The organism is Mycetocola lacteus (assembly GCF_003667575.1).
In the GTDB taxonomy this organism is placed as follows: Bacteria; Actinomycetota; Actinomycetes; order Actinomycetales; family Microbacteriaceae; genus Mycetocola; species Mycetocola lacteus.
Genome location: NZ_RCUY01000001.1, coordinates 359321 through 380297, shown reverse-complemented (window position 1 = coordinate 380297; position 20977 = coordinate 359321). Strand labels below are relative to the sequence as shown.

Genomic DNA, 20977 nt, shown 5'->3' with positions numbered 1-20977 from the left:
GGTAGCGCAGGGCATGGACTACCACTCGCTGAACGCGATGCTCAACCTGTACGACGCGGATGGCAACATCCAGTTCGACAAGGATCGCGAAGCAGCCCGTGAGTTCTTCCTGCAGCACGTGAACCAGAACACCGTGTTCTTCCACTCGCTCAAGGAGCGTCTGGACTACCTGGTGGAGAAGGAATACTACGACCCCGCGGTCATTGCCAAGTACTCCTTCGAGTTCATCACCGGTCTGAACGATCTCGCCTACTCGAAGAAGTTCCGCTTCTCGACCTTCCTGGGCGCGTTCAAGTACTACACCTCCTACACGCTGAAGACCTTCGATGGAAAGCGCTACCTGGAGCGTTTCGAGGACCGCGTGGTGATGACCGCACTGGGTCTGGCCGATGGCGATGAAGCCCTGGCGACCAACCTGGTTGAGGAGATCATCGCCGGCCGCTTCCAGCCCGCGACCCCCACCTTCCTGAACTCCGGTAAGGCACAGCGCGGCGAGCTCGTCTCCTGCTTCCTGCTGCGGATCGAAGACAACATGGAGTCGATCTCGCGCGGCATCAACTCCTCGCTGCAGCTCTCCAAGCGCGGCGGTGGCGTGGCCCTGTCCCTCTCGAACATTCGTGAGGCCGGCGCCCCGATCAAGCAGATCCAGAACCAGTCCTCGGGCATCATCCCCGTGATGAAGCTGCTGGAAGACTCCTTCTCCTACGCCAACCAGCTCGGTGCGCGTCAGGGTGCCGGTGCCGTCTACCTCAGCGCCCACCACCCGGACATCATGTCCTTCCTCGACACCAAGCGTGAAAACGCCGATGAGAAGATCCGCATCAAGACCCTGTCGCTGGGTGTTGTCGTTCCGGACATCACCTTCGAGCTGGCCAAGAAGGGTGAGGACATGTACCTGTTCTCCCCGTACGACGTCGAGCGCGTGTACGGCATCCCCTTCGGCGACATCTCGATCACCGAGAAGTACCACGAGATGGTGGACGACTCGCGGATCAAGAAGACCAAGATCAACGCGCGTGAATTCTTCCAGACCATCGCCGAGATCCAGTTCGAGTCGGGCTACCCGTACATCGTGTTTGAAGACACGGTGAACCGCGAGAACCCCATCGCCGGCCGGATCAACATGTCGAACCTCTGCTCGGAGATCCTGCAGGTCAACACCCCGACCACCTACAACGACGACCTGTCGTACAAGGAAATCGGTAAGGACATCTCCTGCAACCTCGGCTCGCTGAACATCGCCCTGGCGATGGACTCGCCGAACTTCGGCCTGACCATCGAGACCGCCATTCGCGGTTTGACCTCAGTGTCCGACCAGAGCCACATCGCCTCGGTGCGTTCGATCGAGGACGGTAACGACAAGTCCCACGCGATCGGCCTCGGCCAGATGAACCTGCACGGATACCTCGCTCGTGAGCGCGTGTTCTACGGCAGCGAAGAGGGCATCGACTTCACCAACATCTACTTCTACACGGTGCTGTTCCACGCGCTGCGTGCCTCCAACAAGATCGCCATCGAGCGTGGCGTGACCTTCGAGGGCTTCGAGAACTCCACCTACGCATCGGGTGCGTTCTTCGAGAAGTACCTGACCCAGGAGTGGCTGCCCGAGACCGAGCGGGTGCGCGAGCTGTTCGCAAACTCCTCGGTGGAGATCCCCAGCCAGGCCGACTGGGCCGAGCTCAAGGACTCCGTCATGAAGCACGGTATCTACAACCAGAACCTGCAGGCCGTACCGCCGACCGGTTCGATCTCCTACATCAACAACTCGACCTCGTCGATCCACCCGATCGCCTCGAAGATCGAGATCCGCAAGGAAGGCAAGCTCGGCCGCGTGTACTACCCCGCGCCGTTCATGACCAACGACAACCTGGACTACTACCAGGATGCGTATGAGATCGGTGCCGAGAAGATCATCGACACCTACGCCGCCGCCACCCAGCACGTGGACCAGGGCCTGTCGCTGACGCTGTTCTTCAAGGACACCGCCACCACCCGCGACATCAACAAGGCTCAGATCTACGCATGGCGCAAGGGCATCAAGACGATCTACTACATCCGTCTGCGCCAGCTCGCGCTCGAGGGTACCGAGGTTGACGGCTGCGTCAGCTGCATGCTCTAACAGAGTGCATGTTGTAACAGCGCGCATGCTGTAACACGCTTCATCCGAAGCCAGGCAGCCCCCGCTGCGCCGCGTGCACGTCCCCGGACGTGCACGCGGCACCCCCGTACCGATAGCATTTGATTTCTGATCGTAGGTAAAGGAAAAACGTGTCCGAGAAACTGAAGCTGGTGAACGCCGTCCAGGCGATCAACTGGAACCGCATCGAAGACGAGAAGGACGTCGAGGTGTGGAACCGCCTCGTCAACAACTTCTGGCTGCCCGAGAAGGTGCCGCTGTCGAATGACGTGCAGTCCTGGGCCACGCTGACCCCCGAGGAAAAGCTCCTCACCATGCGTGTGTTCACCGGTCTGACCCTGCTGGACACCATCCAGGGCACCGTGGGCGCCGTCTCGCTGATCCCGGATGCGCTGACCCCGCACGAGGAGGCCGTCTACACGAACATTGCGTTCATGGAGTCGGTGCACGCCAAGTCGTATTCCTCGATCTTCTCGACCCTGGCGTCGACGAAGGAGATCGATGAGGCCTTCCGTTGGTCCACCGAGAACCCGCACCTGCAGAAGAAGGCCCAGATCATTCTGGACTACTACCACGGTGACGACCCCCTGAAGCGTAAGGTCGCCTCGACCCTGCTGGAGTCCTTCCTGTTCTACTCGGGCTTCTACCTGCCGATGTACTGGTCGAGCCGTGCGAAGCTCACCAACACCGCAGACCTGATCCGCCTCATCATTCGTGACGAGGCCGTGCACGGGTACTACATCGGCTACAAGTTCCAGATCGGTTTCAACAAGGAGACCCCGGAGCGTCAGCAGGAGCTCAAGGACTACACGTTCAACCTGATGTATGAACTGTACGAGAACGAGGTTCACTACACGCAGGACCTCTACGACTCCGTGGGCCTGACCGAGGACGTTAAGAAGTTCCTGCACTACAACGCCAACAAGGCGCTGATGAACCTCGGTTTCGAGGCCATGTTCCCGAAGACCGTCACCGACGTGAACCCGGCGATCCTGTCCTCCCTCTCGCCGAACGCCGATGAGAACCACGACTTCTTCAGTGGCTCGGGTTCCTCCTACGTCATCGGCAAGGCCGTTGTGACCGAGGATGAGGACTGGGACTTCTAAGTCTCCTCAACATGTCAACGCCCCCTTCCGGACCGCAATTCGCGGGTTTCGGGAGGGGGCGTCGCTTGTGACGCCGGCTCCGCGGCAGGACGGTCACACGTGCCAGTCACGGGGCATCCCCGCTCGCGGAATCTTCTTAGTGTGGTTCTGTGACGGCACTATCCCAGCCGGGGCGCACTACTGTGGGCTCATGAGCAACCTCATCAGCGCGGCCGAGTTGGCTGCCCTTCTGGAATCCGAAACCCCCGTTCGCGTGCTGGATGTGCGTTGGCGTCTGGACAAGCCCAATGGACACGACGACTATCTGTCCGGACACATCCCGGGTGCCGTGTATGTCGATCTCGATACCGAGTTGGCCGATCCCGACGGGGATCCCGCGCTCGGGCGGCATCCGCTGCCGACCCTGGGCATCCTCAACACCGCCGTGACCCGGTGGGGGTTGAACCCCGGCGACACGGTGGTGGCTTATGACACGTTTGCCTCCCTTCCCGCCGCACGAGCGTGGTGGGTTTTGGCCGACGCCGGGTTTGTCAGCCTGCGCGTCTTGGACGGGGGCCTTGCCGCCTGGACGGCCGAGGACCGGGCACTGGAAACCGGCGAGGTGACGGCCGAACCCGGAACCCTGGTGCTCACCGAGCTCGGCCAGAACGCCGTCCTGGACGCCGATGCGGCCGCAGCCCTGGCGACCTCGGGCGTGCTGATCGACTCGCGTGCGGGGGAGCGCTTCCGCGGCGAGAGTGAGCCGATGGACCCCCGCGCGGGACACATCCCCGGTGCCGTCAACCTCCCCTCGGGAACCTATCTGGACAATGGTCGATTCCTGGATCCCGAGCGCCTGCGCGCGGTATTCGCCGGTGTTGGTGCGGTACCCGGAGCACAGATCGGAACCACCTGCGGGTCGGGCATCACTGCCGCCCACACGGCCCTGGCCCTGTCCGAGGCGGGACTGCCCGCGGCGATCTTTGCCGGATCCTGGAGCGCCTGGTCGCGTGATCCCCAGCGTCCGGTCGCCACCGGCGCCTAGCTCGATTCACCAAAAACCCGCCGCTACGCGAAACGTAGCGGCGGGTTTTTACCGAGGGAAGACTATCCTCGCTGAGCGCGACGGCGGATGGTCAGCCCGATCCCCGCGAGAAGCGCAATGCCACCCACCAGAACCATCGGCAGAACTCCCTCGGCACCGGTCGATGCTAGGCCAGGCGGGGTCGACGGAGTGGGCGTCGGTGATCCCGGCGGGGTGGTAGGCGGAACGGTCGGTGTCGGCGGCACTGCCGGCGGGGTCGACGGCGGATCGGAGGGAACCGGCGGCTGCGAGGGCAGGTTCACAATATCGCCCAGTGCGACCGCCTGGTGCTCGCCATCCACATTCCAGGTCAGCACATCGGTCATCCGCTCGAAGCCTTCGGGAGCACGCGTCTCCTCGAGTCGGTACTGCCCCCACGGCAGACCGCTTACCGAGAGTTCGCCCACCGCGGGATTTTCATCTACAGCACCGTTATCAACGATGGTGGTGACGGTCCCATCGGGGGAGGTCAGGGCCCACTCGGAGCCGGCGAGACGCTGAGAATCGCGATCCACCTTATTCCAGGTCACCGAACCGAGCTTGGCCGTGTTGGTGACCGTGCAGGCGACGAAGTCTCCCACACTCACGCTCAGGGTGACGGTTGCCGCGGTTCCGCCCTCGGCCAGCTGATCAGCGGGCACGGCATTGCCATTGCGGGTGCACGCCCACTGCGAGCGGTAGTGGTCCAGCGTGGCCCCGGTGTCGCCCGAGATCTTCTCGGCGAAGGTCACATTTGTACCGTCCACCTGGGTCAAAATGGTGGATTCTCCGGTGGTGGCTCCGGTCTCTGTGCCGGTGGTGGTGGCACGTCCGATGGCGGCGCCGGTTGACGCCTCCGTGGTGGAAACGGTGAACTGGTCCGTGGAATCGTAGCGGCTTTCAACCACCTTGGTGACCTGAACCTTCGAGAACATCACACCGAACGCCATGCCCTGTCGGGTGGTGTTCACATTGCCCACCGGATCGTTGTCGTTGTGGAGGGCGATACTCACCCGGGTGGGGCTCTCGGTTGAGGTCACGATGTCTCCGGCATTGCGTACACCCTGCCCCATGCAGGTCACCTGGTTGGTTCCCAACCCCGAGAGCTTGGCACCACACGCGGGCTGGTAGCCAGCCGGAGTGATATTGGCAATTTGAGCGATCGGGGATGTGGAGGTGAACCGCAGCCCCTCGAACTTGTTGCTGGACTCAGCATCAGCCATGACAAACGCATAACCCGCGGTCTGCGGAACGCCGTTGCGCGACACCGAAATGTTGTCTAGGGTCACCTCGCCAAGCCACCCGCCATTGCGCCCGGGCACCTGATAGAGCGCCGGCTTACCCGGGGTGCCCACGTACGCGCTGTTACCAATGGGGGTACCGGACCAGGTGGGCAGCGCCGCCGGAGCGAGCGGACGCAGCCCGTCCGCACCCGCGGCCAGCCTGGCCGTGAAACTCATGGTCACTCCGCCGGGTAGGTCCACCGACATTGCTTGGCCCTGTGGGGTCTGCGCCTGGGCGGAGTCAAACTGCGCCATGTCGAGCCAGCAGATGGTCTCTGCCAGGGGACCACCCGTGCCGTAACCACAACCCTGCGGCTGAGGCTCGGCGGCCTGAACGGAAGCGGGTACCGCAAGACCGATCGACAGTGTCGCAAACGCCGCCAAAATTCCGCCGGTCAAGAGCCTGCGTGCCGACAGCCGTTTTCGAGAAGAGCGATTCACAAGGGTCATGTACTGAGTGTCCAGTCTGTAGATGAGGGGCCCCATCGATAACGACGTTGTGCCCCGCGACGCATGCAGGGGGCATGCTTCGGGGCACAACGCCGGAACCGGAATTTGGGGCCGGTTCATTACAACAAGATCCACCCGTCACGGTTTTATGACGAGAACACAGTAAATTTCTATTGCCCGAAAGTTTTGAGTTTGGCGATGAACTCGTCCCGCTTGTCCGCGCTCAGGAGTTCGTAGCCGCGAGCCGAGATCTGCACGCCCTCAAGTGGGGTACCGTCGCGGGCAGACTGGCCCTCGCGCTCGGTGCGGAAGGCTCCGGTGGGGTCCTGGGAAAGATCGAAGATCTGGACGTCGATGTAGAACGTGACCTGCCGATCCACCGAAACCATCGACCAGGTGTGCTGCTGATCGGGGTTTGCACTGCCGTAGAAACGCTCCAGGTTGCCGGGATCGGACTGATAGCTGGGATCGCTCAGCACGATGGTGCGGGAGACCCCGTTTTGCAGCATCACGCGGTTCACCACGTCTCGAAGTCGACGCTTATCGGCCACCGACTGCATAGGGCGATCGCTCGTCCACACCGGACCGCTGCGGTCCACCAGCATCGACTCGCCCCCGTACCCGTTGCGGTTATTGCGCAGGGTGTTTTCACCGTGCATCGTCCAGGTGATGCCGAACTCGGTGGTGAGGGCCGCCCGCAATTTGGCGTTCAGGTCATCGGTGCGCGCGATGTTTTCCTCAAGTGAGGGCTTGTCGAGGATCTCGGCGGGATCAACCCCGCGGATCCCCGGATAGGCGTTCCATTTACGCTGCTCGGAGGTTTTATAGTCGTCGTAGTTCCCGCTCTGGGCGCTCTCCAGCGCTGACACCGAGCCGACCGTTGCCACGTTGATAAACAGCGTTACGACCAGCGCGATCGTGCCCAGTCGACGCCCACGTGGCCCCACCAGGATCACGATGGCGGCGATCAGCATCAGCACCTGCACGGTGATGGCACCGATCGTGAAGTAGTAGCTGCTGGCACCGGGCAGGAGCAGACGAAACAGCAGCCACAGTGCGTGCGCGAGTACCACCGCGCTGACAATCTTCGCGGCCCGCGACGAACTCGGACGCGGTGCCGGCAGCGCGGGTGCCACGGGCGCGGGCAGCGGGGGTGCCGCCGGACGCATCATCCGAGAAACCCGTGTGTTGCCGCGATAGCCACCGGGCGGCGGGGGCGGAGGTGCTCCCTCGCTACCACCCAGGTAGGGATCGTTGCGGGTTACCATGGTCGCTCCGTATCCGGGGTGCCGCCCTGCTCATTGCCGCCGTTGCCCCGCTCCTGATCACCCTGTTCGAGCTGCTTCTTGAGCTTGTCCAACTGATCATCCGAGGGTCCGGGCGGCGGTGGCGGGGTCTCCTCGGGCGGCGGTGGCGGGGAGTCCGAGCCGCCACCCTGGTCCGGCGGCGGAGGCGGCAGAATCTTGCTGCGGATGGATTCCTCGGTGGTGGTGAGGCTCGAATCCATGCTGCGCGAGGGATCGGAGGATGCCCGATCGGCCTCGGGGGTGCGGCACTTCGGCGAGGTCTCCACGATGGTTTTCAGCGCCTCCTGATAGAACTTCTGCCCGCCGGGAACATCCTTTTCCTGGGTGGCTCGATCACCCTGGCGTTCGATCACCATCGCCAGGTTGATCCGCACCGTGCAGATCGCCAGGCCCGGGGTGCGGGGCAGCGCCGCCTCCAGCTGTTCCCGGGACTCCGTCAAAAGCCCATCCTCAGCCAGGCCCACACTCAGATCGAAGGGGGCCTTGAACGGCTCGAAGATATTCACGGGGGAGAGTCCCCGAGCAGCCGCCGCACTCTCCGTATAGCGCTCGGCGTGCACGTTGAGCAGGGACAGGTGCGCAAAAGCGTAGATGCTGAGGATCTTGATCACCAGCAGCAATCCCGCCAGCAGGAACGGCAGCGCTCCGACCGCGGTCCACAGCCGCACGCGGGCGCGACGAACGTTGCGCTGGGCTACCGTGCGCGCCGATGTGGACATCAGTGTTCCTTTCTCGCCGCGAGGGCACCGCGGCGCAGTCGGATCAGCTGGGCCAGGGCGTTTGCCATTTCGACGCCCAGCAGTGCGGCGAGCAGTCCCGCCGCATACGGATACAGTTCGATTGCCGTGCCCACGTGGCCTCCCGTGCTCGCGGTACCCGAGGTGGTGGTGGTCGGAGGATCGGGGAGCGCCAGCTTTTTGCCCGGCTCGCGCAGCTCATACTTCACCCCGAGCTCTGTGGCGATGGTACGCAGGTTGTCCTGATCGATGACCGAGAGCGCAGGCTGCCCCTGATACTCAATGTAGGGTGCCGCACCGCCGTCCACGGTGCCGGTGGTCTGGCGCATCTTGCCACCCTGCTTCGTCCCGTAGCCCAGCACCATGCCGCCATCGGTGAGCTTGGCTGAGTCGGCGAAACTCTCGGGGGTGGAATCCGCCGTCTGCTCGCCGTCACCGAAGTAGAACACCATGCGTCCGCGGGCCTCGGTGGAGTTGCGGATCAGGTCTAGCGCGTCCTTGAGTAGCGGGGCGGCCACCCCGATGCTTGTCCCGCGCGAGTTCTGGGTCACCTCGGGGGTCAGCCCATCCAGGGCCGAGCGCAACGCAGTGGTGTCGGCGGTGATCGGTACCCGCATCTCGGCCTCACGGTCGAAGCTGATCAGGCCGAAGCGGGCACCGGGATAACGGTCCATGACCGCCTGGATGTCCTTCTTGATCGCGTCCATTCGGGGCTGATGGTCGCTGCCCCAGTCTTCGGCAATCGAGCTCGCGGTGGTATCCACCACGAGCAGGACGTCGGTGTTGGCGCTGAGGGTTTCGGCGCTACCACCGGGCAGCCCCGGGCGCAGCAGGATTGTGGCCAGCAGCACCGCCATCCCGATCCGCCCCACCCAGCGCCAGCGCTCGGAGGGCGCGCTCGAGCGTCCCAGCCCGATGGCCGCGAGCACAACGATGGGAATCAGGAACACCAGCAGCAGGGCCGGATGAAGGACCGGTTGAAAAATCACAGTCGGAACCTCCACACCAGCACCACAAAGCCGCCACCGGCAATCAGCAGAGCCACGGACCACAGGGCCGGATCATCGGTCCGGATCACGCGCGGTTCCCCGCGCAGCGCCCGCGCCTGAGACGACTGAACCTGGGCGATGATATCGCTCACGGCGGTGGTCGCGCGCAGCGGATAGTACGCGCCGCCGGTGCTCTCGGTGGCCGCACGCAGGCGATCCGTGTTGCTCGCGTTGTTCCCATCAACCGGGTTGAGCGTGAAGACACGAATCTGCTTATTGGTGGCGTAGCCCGCGGCCTCCTCGAGGCTCACGATTGAGGCCCCGTACTCCTCGTTATCGGTCGCGAAGATGAGCGAGCGGGAACGGTCGGTTTCGATGTGGTCAAAGCGCAGCGCGCAGGCGGCCAGACCGTCACCGATCAGCGAGGCCCCGGTTCCGTTGAGCGTGCCCTTCCAATAGTCGGGGGTAAGGCTGGTGTCATCGGTGAGGGATTTTCGCATCGCGGTGAGCTGCTCGCGGACGAGTTTATAGTCATCGGTCAGCGGGAACACCTGGGCGGCCGAGCTGTTGAAGATCGTCAGGCCGATCCGCTCGCCATCAAATCCCTTGCTGAGTTCCAGGAAGGTGTCGATGACCTCGGCGTCCACGTCGGTCATCGAGCCCGAGACGTCCAGGCACAGCATGATGTCCCGGTTATGCGACAGCGGTCGGGTCACCGATTCGGTGGTTGGACGGGCCATCAGGATGCCGCCAAAGATGATCGCCACAAACCCCAGCACCAGGATTCCGGCGAGAACCCGGGTTCGAGAGCGCACGACCGAGGTGAAGCGGGGGAGCGCGCGCAGCCGGTCGGTGCGGGATACGGCAACCGGATCGGTGCCGGGACGTGCGGCGGGATCTCGCCGGCCCAGCAGGATTCCGGCGGTGATTGAGACTCCGAGAATGAGCAGGGTGATCAGCAGCAGCCAGGGGGATGCTAGGTCCATGTGGTCACCACCTGACGAGCGATAGCGATGCCGGCGAGGGGATCCACCATCGTGTGCGGATCAAACTGGCTGGGGTAGTAGTAGCGTCCCAGCGCATCCAACAGTACCGGCGGGACTCCCCGACGGGAGAGCTCGGTGAAGGTCAGAACGGGAGCTTCCAGACCGCTGTACTCGTTCACATAGGCGCGCACCAGACCGCTCAGCCGGGCGTGCACATCGTGGGGCTGTAGGGTGCCCGCGCGATACTCGGACTCAATCTGATCGAGCCGGCCGAAGTACTCGGCGCGCAACGCCCCGTAGGCCTGGGCGGTCAGCGTGGCCGGATCGGTGGCGGGGACCGGGGGCCCCTGGGGCGGCTCGATGAGGGGGCGCGTCAGCCGGGCGACGATGAGGATTGCCACCACCGCGAGGATCACAACCCCGAGGGCCAGAAAAAACCAGCCGGGCAGGTACTGATAGGGCGGGTACAGGTTGTTATCGACGGGCACGATGCCTCCGTCGCAGCATGTCAAGAAGCGCGGGGACAACCTCGGCTTCGGTGCGGATCTCCAGATTGGTGATCGACAGCGCGTTCAGCAAGGCGATGCGTCGCTCCCGCTCCGCGGCGTCGGCCCGTGCCAACTCCTCGATCAGGGCGGTGTCGGCCTGGGCGAAGGTCGGGATCGCCCAGCCGGTCTGGATATCCACGTGGGCTTCTCGCGGAACCCCGAGCAACGGGGCTTCGCACACGGTAATCCAGACCAGATCGTGCTGCACGCGGAGCCGACGCAACTGGCGCTCCTCGGCGGCGCTGATCGGTGCCTCATCGGTGATGATCGTCAGGATACGGCGGCCGCGCTCCTCACGGACGATGGACTCCAACAGCTTCTCGCGGGTGAACTCGGCACCGGCCACTCGATCACGGGCACCCCGCAGGGCCAGTTCCAGCCGCCCCTCCGAGGTGGCGCCGCGCTGACGGTGCAGACCGGTTTCGGTGGCGTAGCGGGTCCCGACCTCGTCGCCGTGGCGCAGCGAAAGGTAGCCGAGGACCCCGGCGATCAGCAGCGCCAGATCGCGTTTGCGGGTTCCATCGGCCGCCCGGGCGTCCATCGTCACCCCGGTGTCCAGGGTCAGGCTCACCACCTGACGCCGGGTCGCGATGTAGCGCTTGATCAGGACCTGGTTGCTGCGGGCACTGGCACGCCAGTCGATGTCGCGCACCTCGTCTCCCGGCTGATACACCCGGAGATCGTCAAAATCCAGGCTGCGTCCGCGCAGCACCGCGGCGTGCGCACCCTCAAGCGGGTGGGCACTGCGGTACGGGGAGGTCAGAAACAGTCTGGCCTTGACCTTGCGAAGAAGTGTGCTCACGAAGGCCCTACGGGGTGGGGACGGCCGCGAAGATCTGGTCGATCAGGTCCTCGCTGCGGATACCATCGGCCTCGGCTTCGAAGGTCAGCAGCACGCGGTGGCGCAGAACCAGGTGGCGCAGGGTCACCACATCATCGGGGATCACGTAGCTGCGGCCGGAGAGCAGCGCGAGTGCACGCGCGGCCTGGAGGAATGCGATGCTCGCGCGCGGGCTGGCACCGTAGCGCAGGGCGCGGGCGGACTCGGGGGCGAGGTATTCCCCCGGACGCCTGGTCACATAGATCAGCGAGACGATGTAGCTGCGGATCGCGGGGTCCACGTGAACCCGGCGGGCAAGATCCTGGAGGAACACCACGTCGTCGAGGTCCACCGCGCCGGCACCGTGGGCCTGCGGGTCGAGGACCCCGGAGTCGATCCGGCTGAGGATCTCTAGTTCCTCGGCCGGGCTCGGATACTGCACAATTTCCTTGAGAAGGAAGCGGTCCATCTGAGCCTCGGGGAGCTCATAGGTACCCTCCTGCTCGATCGGGTTCTGGGTCGCGATGACCAGGAACGGACTCGGCAGCGCGTGCACCTCGCCGCCGATCGTGGTCTGACGCTCCTGCATCGCCTCGAGCATCGCACTCTGGGTCTTGGCACTGGAGCGGTTGATCTCATCCAGCAGCACAAAGTTTGCGTGCACCGGGCCGAGGACCGTGCGGAAGTTTCCGGTTTTCACGTCGAACACCTGGTTGCCGGTGATGTCGCTGGGCAGCAGGTCGGGGGTGCACTGGATGCGGCGGAACTGTGCCCGGACGGTGTCGGCGAGGGTGCTCGCGGCGGTGGTTTTGGCCAGTCCTGGGACGCTCTCCAGGAGCACGTGACCGCCGGCGAGCAGACCGACCAGGAGGCTCACCCGCAGGCGTTCCTGGCCCACCATGCGCGCACTATAGGCGGAGGAGATGACGTCCAGGATCTGGCGGGCACGAGCCATCTCCGCGTCGTTGGGGATGACGTGGGCCGGAGCGGGCGGCGTGGGTGCTGCGGGCGTTGGTTCGGTCATAGCTGGTGGCATTCCCCTTCGCAGATGGGCGACTTAGAGCCCGGAACAATTCGGGGAGTCCGGGATTCCCCTCCCGGATGCCCACTCGGCCACGATACCCGGGACGGTCATGGGATGTCGAGCCGAGGACGCCTCTGGGGAGTTGAATGGCGGGAGGCGGGGAAAGTTTTTAATTGCGAGTATGTATTCGAATTTGGTAGGTTGAGTGGACACCGCACTAAAACGTCTGTTATTTACGGGCGATGTGCCATAAATCCATACCCACCCGACCCGTGTCGAGGGCGCTATAGGAGCCCCGTCTGCGCATACCGCTCGATGCACTTACCCAGGAGGAAGCATGAGCTCCCCTCATCCGCTCTACCCGCCCTCTCGCGTGCCCCGGACGATTGCGAGCCTGATCACGGTTCTCGCGATGCTCGCCGCCGTTTTTGTCCTCACTGCGCCCGCCCGGGCAGCAACGGCCAACTACACGGTCGATATCGTGGGCCCCAACAACGCATCCGTACGCGCCTATGAGGCGTTTTCTTACGGGGTCACACTGAGCATTCCCACCGCCCGGGCACTCGAACCAATCGAGGGCGTTGAGCTCACTGCAACCCTGGATCCGGACCTCACCTTCGACGCGGTTCCCACCGACGGTGCCTCGCCGGTCGCCTCGACCCGGACCAACGGAAACACGGTCACATTTGTCCTCAAACCGGTGACTCAAAACCTTTCCGAGTTTCGATTCACCGTCACACAGTCAAAGAACCTGGATCGCCTGAGCGCTAGCTCGGTGTTCACAACCAGCATCGTGGGAAACAGCCCCGGCGACCTGACCGCACCGGATGCACAGAAGGTCAAGACCGGCGTGACCGGTACCCAGAAGTTCGTCCCCACCAAGACGGCGTCCACGGTACGTGGATCGGATAATCGAACCGTCACGTATAACTTCAAAGTCAGCGACACCACCGGGAATGACCGAACCAACTTTTTTGCCTACGGAGTAACGTTCACCGACGTTCTGCCGGCGGGTTCCACCGTCGTTGACTACTCGCGCAACGGTGAGCTCGGTGGGGAGTGGAAGTTTGCCACCGGCACGGACGGATCGACCACCGCGACCTATCGCGCGGAAACCGTACAAGATCCTCAGGTCAACTCAAACGCGGCGCGGGTGTGGCTCGCGATTAACTACCCCAGCGAGCACTTCAATACCGGAAGCAGGCCGCCGGTGAACACCGTTTCACTGGACCTTGCCGACGCGGCAGGAAATCGGATGCCCACGGCAACAACCACCGCACAGGGTGAGGTACTCCGGGATCCGCAGCCCAAGTCCACCACGTCCTGGGCTGGTGCGGGCACTCTGGTCAACGGTGCCGTCAACCAGAGTGTGTCATTCGCGGGGAGCTTCGTGAACCCCTCGGGCGATGGCGACCAGCTGAGCACGCTTACCATGGAATCCAGCAGTCGGACCTCGGCTCAGGATGCCGATGCCTGGAACCATCTTCAGTTCCTCAGTGGTGATATCGGCGTCTCATCCAACCTGATCGGGTTGAAGCTGCCGATGCGTTTCTACTATCAGACCGAGAAAAATGCCGACTGGACGCTGCTTGATTCCTCATCGGCTTGGGACACCTCCACCGTGGCAAACGTCTCCGTGTGGGTTGATGCCAATGGAAACCCCATTGGTGCTAACCCCATTCGGGTGGCCGATGGAGACCGGGTCACCGGCTGGCGAATCCAGGTGCTCGGTACGGCAGCGCACGACATTCCACAGGATTCTCAATTGAGCTTTAATAAGGTGGTCCGGCCCGCATTTGCCAACGTCGTGGACGGCACCACCCCGGCGGCGGGTACCGCGGGAGGTCCCTACCAGGAGCAGGTCACCACGAGTGGTATCACCGTCTCTGGGGAGACCCTGTCCAGCCAGGCAGCCTCCGCTGTCACCATTGTTGATGCGCTCCCGGTGTCCACCGATATTATTGCCCCGGCAACCCTGCCGGTAGGGTCCACCGCGAGCTACCGGGCAAACATCGCCAACTGGGATTCGGGAGCTCGAAGCTTTGACGATTCGGTGCTGAACCTGGTACTTCCCGTCGGGGTGTCCTACGACGCAGCCACGGGGGTGACCCCGGTCACCGAAACCGAGATCATTACTGGGCGAAAGATCCCCCGGCCCGGGGATGGGTTGACCGTGTCGACTTCGGCCGTCACCGACGCGGACGGGGTGCACCAGGTTGTGCACTTCACCTTTGACACCCTGTCCTCCTTCAGCGTCACCGGGCAGCCCACGCTGCCCTATGCACGGTGGATGTGGCAGTACGATGTGCCCGTGAAGGTGCTGCCTCAGGCTTATCAGTATGCGGGAACGCGCGCCTCCGCGAGCACCTGGGCCTATACCAATGATCCCGCCTATCGATCCCTGGCCTCAACCTACGGGGTGACCACCGCGAGCGACCGGTTTGCGTTCCAATCTGAACTGCCAAAAATCGCGACGGCGACGGGTACCTCCAACGTGATCGCCGCTGGCGGCCTAATCTTGGCCAAGCAGGTGCGCACGGCTACCGGTGAGTGGGGTACATCCGGGACCACGCGTGCGGGGCAATCGTCAACCTGGCAGCTTTCCGGGGTCAACGCACTGTCCGGACCGGTCACCGATGCGGTCCTCTTTGACCGGCTTCCGCAGGCACAGGACGGGCGCGGATCAGACTTCTCGCTGACCCTGGACTCGGCGGTCGAGGGCCTTCCGACCGGTGCCAGCGTTCAGTACTCACCCGACGCAACCACGGCGAGTAACGGTACATGGAGTGACGATTTCCACGGCGCAACCGCGTTTCGTGTGAGGTTCGGGGATATTCCCGAGGCGACACTGTTTACGCTGCAGTATTCCACCCTGACCCCGACCAACGCATCGGTGAGCTGGGACAAGAAGTCCATCAACGTGGCGACCGTTGCTGGAATCTATCGGGGCACAACCCAGTCGTTTGACACTAATCCAGCCACCGTTGTGGCCGATCCGAGTCCTGCGCTGAGTGTGCGTAAACTCACCAATGGCGACCACTTCGAGTCTGCACCAGGTGCCCCTGTGCGACCCGGAGATACCGTCCGTTTCACCTACACGGTTACCAACACCGGCGATATTGCCCTGGACAGTCTGGCCCTGCATGATGAGTGGAGTGCGGGAGATGGAAGCACCGGCACGCTGATCCCGACTTCGAATGAGTCCGGTCCGCTGGCACCGGGGGCCTCACGCGAGTTTGAAGCAAGTTCCACCGCCATTACCGGGCAATATCACAACCGGGTGGAGGCGGTTGGGGTGGCCATCGGGCGATCGGGAAAGCCGTTGCCGGCGGACCAACAACCGGCCGCCGCCACCGATCAGTCCTGGTACATAGCCCAGGTCCCGGTGGTCATCACGCCGACGCCGGACCCCTCTACGAGCCCGGACCCCTCGTCGAGCCCGGACCCTTCTTCGAGCCCGGACCCTTCTTCGAGCCCGGGTCCTTCGGCCGGCCCATCACCCTCGGGTGATTCATCCACCGGCCCCGGCCTGCCGACCGCTCCCGGTACGGGTGGGGGACTAGCTCTGACCGGTGCGGGACCGGGCGGTGCGCTGATTGGGCTGAGCGGAATTATCGCGCTCCTGCTGGGAGGCGCGATCGTATACGGACTGCGCCGTCGGCGGGGAATGAACTAGTTCCGGCTTCACAGAAAATGGCGGGGCCGAAGCGATAATCGCTTCGGCCCCGCCGCTTTCGTTATGGAGAGGTGGGGATGGTTGCGCGTGGGCGGGGTCGGTTGGTTTCCGAGGGTGTTGGTTAGAGCTCGAGGTTGGAGTGCTCGCCCAGGTGGTGCCAGGTCCGGTTGTGATAAACCAGCGGCCGCGACTCGGTGGCGTCGGCCTCGACGCTTCCGGCCTCGGGGGCGTTGGCCTGGAGGGCGTGCACCACAACGACGGTGGAGGCACCGGCGCGCAGCGAGTTGACGACGCGGCCGCGAATCCAGGTCTGGGCGGAGGGATAGAAGGGTTCGCCGGTGATCAGGCGGGACCAGATCGAGGTGTCTTCGAAGCGGTCGATGCCGCTGGTGGCGCCGAGCTTGGCGATGTCGAGCTGGTCGGCACCGAGCAGGTGCACCACGAGGGTGTCGGCGGCGATGATGGTCTTGGCGCTGGAGGACAGGTCGGACACCGAGAAGACGAGCAGGGCCGGGTCGGCGCTGACGGAGAAGACCGAGGTTACGGTCATCGCGACCGGGCCGGTTCCATCATCGGCGGTGACCACGGCGACGCCCGCGGGGTGGTTGCGGAACGCGGCCTTAAACTCGTCCGGTGCGAGGCCCGCATCAAACCCCAACGCCGGAGATTCCTCGGTGTCGGCGTCGTGTGACAGAACATTCGCTGCGGTAGTCATCTGCTCGGGTTCTCCTCTATCCATATCGGTATATACCGATGTGCGACGGGTTTTATTCCCCGACGCCTGTGGCGATACAGGTTCCACGATGGTCCTCGATTCGTTTTGTCGCAAACTGCACGAAGTTATGCGACGAAATATGAAGCTAAATGACAATCCGCGGGACAACTCGGACATCGGTTGCCCCGCGGTGTGGATGAGAGCCGGACTGCCGCCGGTCGAAAGGTGGTCTAGCGCTGGTCTAGAGCCTGCCGAAAGCCGGCCGAGCGCCAGACTAGCGCTGGTCCAGGGCCTTGGTGATGCGCTGCAGCGAGACCGACTGGCTGGTGCCGAGGTGCTGGGCGAACAGGCTGATCCGGAACTCCTCGAGCATCCAGCGGGCCTGTACCAGGTGGTCCGGTGCGTGCTCGGGCAGTGGGATGGTGCCGCCGGCGTTGGTGAAGCGGGCCTGCGCCGTCTCGATCTCGTTTTGCCACGCACGGTCGCGGTTGGCATTGTCGGCCAGGCGCGAGGCGCGGTGAGTGATGCCCGAGAGGTAGCGCGGTAGGTCGCGCATCCGGGCAAGGCCCGTGCGCGAGACAAAGCCCGGGAACACGAGTCCCGCGCGCTGTGCCTTCATGTCGGTCAGCGCCGGCAGTAGGGTCAGGCTGGTCGCCTTACCCAGCGCCTTATCGGCCTCGCGAGAGGCGGTGAGGATGCGGGCGGTCAGCGAAACCGTCTCGAACATGCCGTTCATGATGGCCTGGGACACCCGGTCCCGTACCTTCTCGAACTCGGCGCGCATGAAGATCGCGCCGCCCGGTGCGACGCGCTGCAGCACGTCGTCGATGCACGCGGTGAGGCAGTCATCAAACAGTGCCGGGGTGTTCTGGTACGGGCTCGCGGCCAGCGCGAGCTTTTCCGGGGCGGTCAGATGGTTCTGCACGTACGAGACCGGCGAGGCGGTCTGCAGTTGCAGCAGTCGGCGCACGCCGCCGGGCAGCTCGCGGAGCTGATCGGCCTCGGTGGCCATGATCCGCACCTCGACGCTGTCGCCGCGGTCCACGAGCGCCGGATATCCGCGCACCACGTGACCGCCCTGATCGCTGTCGATAAAGCGCGGCAGCTCATCGAAGTCCCAGCTGGTGAGACCGCGACGTTCGATCGGATCAGCTGTGCGCGCCTGGGCAACCTTTGCCACCTGGGTGCGGGTCTTGGTGGCCAGGCGTGACTGCAGGACGGTGAGGTCCTTGTCGCTGCTCAGGGTGCGGCCGCGCTCATCGATCGCCCGGAAGGTGATCTTCAGGTGGTCGGGCACCCGGTCCAGCTCGAAGTCGGCCGCCTCAATGGGGATGTACACGGCACGCTTGATCGCGATGGCCAGGCGCGCGGTCAGCGTATCCTCCTGGGTCGCGGTGGGCTGGGGAACCTCGGTGGGGAGATCGGCGAGCAGGCGCGCAGCCCAGTCGGCGGCGGGCACCACGTTGCGTCGGATGTGCTTGGGCAGCGACTTCAGCAGCGCGGTCACCAGCTCGGCCCGCAGACCCGGCACCTGCCAGTCGAACCCGATCGGGGAGAGGCGGGGGAGGAGCGCGAGCGGCACCATCACGGTCACACCGTCATCGGCGGTGCCCGGCTCAAACCGGTAGCGCAGCTTCAGGGTCTGATCGCCCTGTGACCAGGTCGGCGGGAACAGGCCCTCATCGATCTCATCGGCGTCCTCGGGCAGCAGGTCCTCGGCGCGCATGGTGAGCAGTTTCGGCGTGCTGACCGCGGCCTCGCGCCACCACTTTTCAAACCCGCGCAGATCGGCCACCTCGGCCGGAATGCGCGCGTTATAGAAGTCGTACACGGCCTCGTCATCGAACAGGATGTCGCGGCGACGCGTGCGCTCCTCGCGCTCGGCGAGCTCGCGGCGCAGACCCGCGTTCTGCCGATCAAAGGCAAACAGCGTCTGGTTCAGGCGCTTGAAATCGGCCTCGCGCTGCACCAGCGCATGGCGGATAAAGAGATCGCGCGAGAGCTCCAGGTCGATGCGCGCGTACTGCACACGGCGACGCGGAATGATGGGCACCCCGTACAGCGTGACCTTCTCATAGGCGACCACCGAGCCCTGGGTCTTCTCCCAGTGCGGCTCGGAATAGCTGCGCTTGCAGAGCTCCGGGGCGATGGCTTCGGCCCAGGCCGGGTCGATCTTGGCGACCGTGCGCGCAAACAGACGGCTGGTCTCGACCAGCTCGGCGGCCATCAGCGCATCGGGCTGCTTTTTGATCAGCGCGGATCCCGGGAAAATCACAAAGCGCGCCTGACGCGCCCCCACATAGTCGCCCTTGCGGCGCGGGCCGGGGGTTGCCGCGGACCCCCGCTTTTTGGCGGCCTGCGCCTGGGCGGCGGCCGCCTCGTCCTTGATGCCGATCTGGGAGAGCAGGCCGGAGAGGATCGAGCGGTGGATGCCGTCGGGATTGGTGGCCGGATCGCCCACGCGAAGGCCCAGCTGCGAGGCCATGCGGCGCAGCTGACGATAGACATCCTGCCACTCGCGCACCCGCAGATAGTTGAGGAACTCGGCCTTGCACATGCGGCGGAACGCGCTGGAGGAGAGCTCCTTCTGCTTCTCCTCGAGGTAGTTCCAGAGTCCCAGCAGACTGAGGAAGTCGCTTGTGGGGTCGGCAAAGCGGTTGTGGAACTCATCGGCCTGTTGACGCTTCTCCACCGGGCGCTCGCGGGGATCCTGAATGGTCAGCGCGGCCACGATCGCCATGACCTCGCGGGTCGTCCCGTGCTTTTTGGATTCCAGCACCATGCGGGCAAAACGCGGATCAATCGGCAGCCGGGCGAGATCCCGTCCGGTCCGGGTGAGCTTGGGGGTGGTACCCGGGCGCTGGGTGATTGCGCCGAGCTCGGTGAGGAGGTCGAGGCCGTCCTTGATTCCGCGGGCCTCGGGGGCCTGGAGGAACGGGAACGCGGCGATATCGCCGAGACCCAGCGACACCATCTGCAGGATGACCGCGGCCAGGTTGGTGCGCAGCACCTCGGGCTCGGTGAACTCGGGACGCTTGTTAAAGTCCTCCTCCGAGTACAGCCGGATCGCGATACCCGGGCTGGTACGCCCGGTCCGGCCCGAACGCTGATTCGCCGAGGCCTGCGAGATCGCCTCGATGGGCAGTCGCTGGATCTTTGCGCGCACGCTATAGCGCGAGATGCGGGCGGTACCGGCGTCGATCACGTACTTGATGCCCGGCACGGTGAGGCTGGTCTCGGCCACGTTGGTCGCCAGAATCACCCGACGGCGCACCCCGGCGGAATTGCCCGGACGGAACACCCGGTGCTGCTCCTCGGCGCTCAGCCGGCCATACAGCGGCAGGATCTCGGTGACCCCCGTGGCTCCCGCGTAGCGAGCGCGCAGGGCGTCGGCGGCGTCGCGAATCTCGGCCTCACCGGAGAGGAACACCAGCACGTCGCCGAGGGATTCCCGGGCCAGCTCATCCAGGCCGTCGATGATGCCCTCGATGTAGTTGCGGTCATCGCGGCTCGGGGTGTCGGTGTCCTCGTCCTCATCGGCGTTCTCGTCCGCCACCAGCGGGCGGAACCGGATCTCCACCGGGTAGGTGCGGCCGGACACCTCAATGATCGGCGCATCGTTGAAATGCTTGGAGAAGGACTCGGGGTCGATGGTCGCCGAGGTGATGACCACCTTGAGGTCCGGACGCTTGGGCAGCAGTTGCTTGAGGTACCCCAGCAGGAAGTCGATGTTGAGGCTGCGCTCATGCGCCTCATCGATGATGATCGTGTCGTAGCGCTTGAGCAGGCGGTCGTGGTGGATCTCGTTGAGGAGAATACCGTCGGTCATCAGCTTGATCTTGGTGCTGGCGCTCGCCTTATCGGTGAACCGCACCTGATAGCCGACGGTCTCACCGACCTCCTCGCCCAGCTCCTCGGCGATCCGCTCGGCGATGGTGCGCGCGGCGATTCGCCGCGGCTGGGTGTGTCCGATGCTCTCCCGCCCCAGCTCCAGCAAAATCTTCGGCAGCTGGGTGGTCTTTCCCGACCCGGTGGAACCGGCAACGATCACTACCTGGTGATCGCGAATGGCATCGGAAATATCGGTGCGCTTCTGCGAGACGGGCAGCTCGGCCGGGAACGTAATAACGGGAGACATAACGTTCCATTCTACGTCT

General features: G+C 64.3%; 14 protein-coding genes. 4 read left to right on the top strand and 10 right to left on the bottom strand.

Translation table 11 applies throughout. The annotated features are described in order from the left end of the window. Positions 1–13: 13 nt before the first annotated feature. The 3 genes from nrdE (at position 14) to D9V34_RS01700 (ending at position 4267) form a co-directional block, all read left to right on the top strand. Positions 14–2119 carry a class 1b ribonucleoside-diphosphate reductase subunit alpha gene (gene nrdE / locus D9V34_RS01710; RefSeq protein WP_121687316.1) on the top strand — a complete coding sequence of 702 codons (2106 nt, stop codon included), beginning with the start codon at positions 14–16 and terminating at the stop codon, positions 2117–2119. 149 nt (positions 2120–2268) lie between these two features. Next, positions 2269–3243, top strand: coding sequence for a class 1b ribonucleoside-diphosphate reductase subunit beta (gene nrdF, locus D9V34_RS01705; protein ID WP_030148332.1), 975 nt, complete (start codon positions 2269–2271; stop codon positions 3241–3243). Between the two features lie 190 nt (positions 3244–3433). Beyond that, positions 3434–4267 (top strand): sulfurtransferase, encoded by an 834-nt coding sequence (locus tag D9V34_RS01700; protein WP_121687208.1) that lies wholly within the window; start codon positions 3434–3436, stop codon positions 4265–4267. A 62-nt stretch (positions 4268–4329) separates the two neighbouring features. Here D9V34_RS01700 and D9V34_RS01695 read toward each other — a convergent pair whose 3' ends face one another. The 8 genes from D9V34_RS01695 to D9V34_RS01660 all read right to left on the bottom strand — a co-directional run bounded on the left by D9V34_RS01695 (position 4330) and on the right by D9V34_RS01660 (position 12429). Next, the gene (locus D9V34_RS01695; RefSeq protein ID WP_147441590.1) at positions 4330–6018 is read right to left on the bottom strand and encodes a SpaA isopeptide-forming pilin-related protein; all 1689 of its coding nucleotides are present in this window, start codon (positions 6016–6018) and stop codon (positions 4330–4332) included. A gap of 170 nt (positions 6019–6188) precedes the next feature. After that, positions 6189–7286, bottom strand: coding sequence for a hypothetical protein (locus D9V34_RS01690; protein ID WP_121687206.1), 1098 nt, complete (start codon positions 7284–7286; stop codon positions 6189–6191). After that, positions 7280–8044, bottom strand: a complete 765-nt coding sequence (locus D9V34_RS17685) for a hypothetical protein (RefSeq protein ID WP_183091795.1) — start codon at positions 8042–8044, stop codon at positions 7280–7282. The genes D9V34_RS01690 and D9V34_RS17685 overlap by 7 nt, the downstream gene beginning before the upstream one ends. Then, positions 8044–9051 carry a vWA domain-containing protein gene (locus D9V34_RS01680; protein WP_121687205.1) on the bottom strand — a complete coding sequence of 336 codons (1008 nt, stop codon included), beginning with the start codon at positions 9049–9051 and terminating at the stop codon, positions 8044–8046. Before D9V34_RS01680 ends, D9V34_RS17685 begins: the two co-directional genes overlap by 1 nt. After that, positions 9048–10037 carry a vWA domain-containing protein gene (locus D9V34_RS01675; RefSeq protein ID WP_121687204.1) on the bottom strand — a complete coding sequence of 330 codons (990 nt, stop codon included), beginning with the start codon at positions 10035–10037 and terminating at the stop codon, positions 9048–9050. Before D9V34_RS01675 ends, D9V34_RS01680 begins: the two co-directional genes overlap by 4 nt. After that, the gene (locus D9V34_RS01670; RefSeq protein ID WP_121687203.1) at positions 10028–10525 is read right to left on the bottom strand and encodes a hypothetical protein; all 498 of its coding nucleotides are present in this window, start codon (positions 10523–10525) and stop codon (positions 10028–10030) included. The genes D9V34_RS01675 and D9V34_RS01670 overlap by 10 nt, the downstream gene beginning before the upstream one ends. Next, positions 10512–11387, bottom strand: a complete 876-nt coding sequence (locus D9V34_RS01665; protein ID WP_121687202.1) for a DUF58 domain-containing protein — start codon at positions 11385–11387, stop codon at positions 10512–10514. The genes D9V34_RS01670 and D9V34_RS01665 overlap by 14 nt, the downstream gene beginning before the upstream one ends. Before the next feature lie 7 nt (positions 11388–11394). Further along, positions 11395–12429, bottom strand: a complete 1035-nt coding sequence (locus D9V34_RS01660) for an AAA family ATPase (protein WP_121687201.1) — start codon at positions 12427–12429, stop codon at positions 11395–11397. A 337-nt stretch (positions 12430–12766) separates the two neighbouring features. On the opposite strand from D9V34_RS01660, the gene D9V34_RS01655 reads away from it, so the two are divergent. Next, on the top strand, positions 12767–16105 hold the full coding sequence (locus tag D9V34_RS01655) for a DUF7507 domain-containing protein (protein WP_121687200.1): 3339 nt from the start codon (positions 12767–12769) through the stop codon (positions 16103–16105). A 121-nt stretch (positions 16106–16226) separates the two neighbouring features. Here D9V34_RS01655 and D9V34_RS01650 read toward each other — a convergent pair whose 3' ends face one another. Together D9V34_RS01650 and hrpA are read right to left on the bottom strand one after the other, a co-directional pair. After that, positions 16227–16820 carry a flavin reductase family protein gene (locus tag D9V34_RS01650; RefSeq protein ID WP_121687199.1) on the bottom strand — a complete coding sequence of 198 codons (594 nt, stop codon included), beginning with the start codon at positions 16818–16820 and terminating at the stop codon, positions 16227–16229. A gap of 274 nt (positions 16821–17094) precedes the next feature. Beyond that, positions 17095–20958, bottom strand: a complete 3864-nt coding sequence (gene hrpA / locus D9V34_RS01645; RefSeq protein ID WP_121687198.1) for an ATP-dependent RNA helicase HrpA — start codon at positions 20956–20958, stop codon at positions 17095–17097. Positions 20959–20977 lie beyond the last annotated feature (19 nt).

What these genes read in the sequence shown, in the direction of transcription:
- nrdE (WP_121687316.1), top strand. Translation starts at nt 14, where the DNA reads ATGGACTACCACTCGCTGAACGCGATGCTCAACCTGTACGACGCGGAT.
- D9V34_RS01700 (WP_121687208.1), top strand. Translation starts at nt 3,434, where the DNA reads ATGAGCAACCTCATCAGCGCGGCCGAGTTGGCTGCCCTTCTGGAATCC.
- D9V34_RS01695 (WP_147441590.1), bottom strand. Translation starts at nt 6,018, where the DNA reads ATGACCCTTGTGAATCGCTCTTCTCGAAAACGGCTGTCGGCACGCAGG.
- D9V34_RS01690 (WP_121687206.1), bottom strand. Translation starts at nt 7,286, where the DNA reads ATGGTAACCCGCAACGATCCCTACCTGGGTGGTAGCGAGGGAGCACCT.
- D9V34_RS17685 (WP_183091795.1), bottom strand. Translation starts at nt 8,044, where the DNA reads ATGTCCACATCGGCGCGCACGGTAGCCCAGCGCAACGTTCGTCGCGCC.
- D9V34_RS01675 (WP_121687204.1), bottom strand. Translation starts at nt 10,037, where the DNA reads ATGGACCTAGCATCCCCCTGGCTGCTGCTGATCACCCTGCTCATTCTC.
- D9V34_RS01660 (WP_121687201.1), bottom strand. Translation starts at nt 12,429, where the DNA reads ATGACCGAACCAACGCCCGCAGCACCCACGCCGCCCGCTCCGGCCCAC.
- D9V34_RS01655 (WP_121687200.1), top strand. Translation starts at nt 12,767, where the DNA reads ATGAGCTCCCCTCATCCGCTCTACCCGCCCTCTCGCGTGCCCCGGACG.
- D9V34_RS01650 (WP_121687199.1), bottom strand. Translation starts at nt 16,820, where the DNA reads ATGACTACCGCAGCGAATGTTCTGTCACACGACGCCGACACCGAGGAA.
- hrpA (WP_121687198.1), bottom strand. Translation starts at nt 20,958, where the DNA reads ATGTCTCCCGTTATTACGTTCCCGGCCGAGCTGCCCGTCTCGCAGAAG.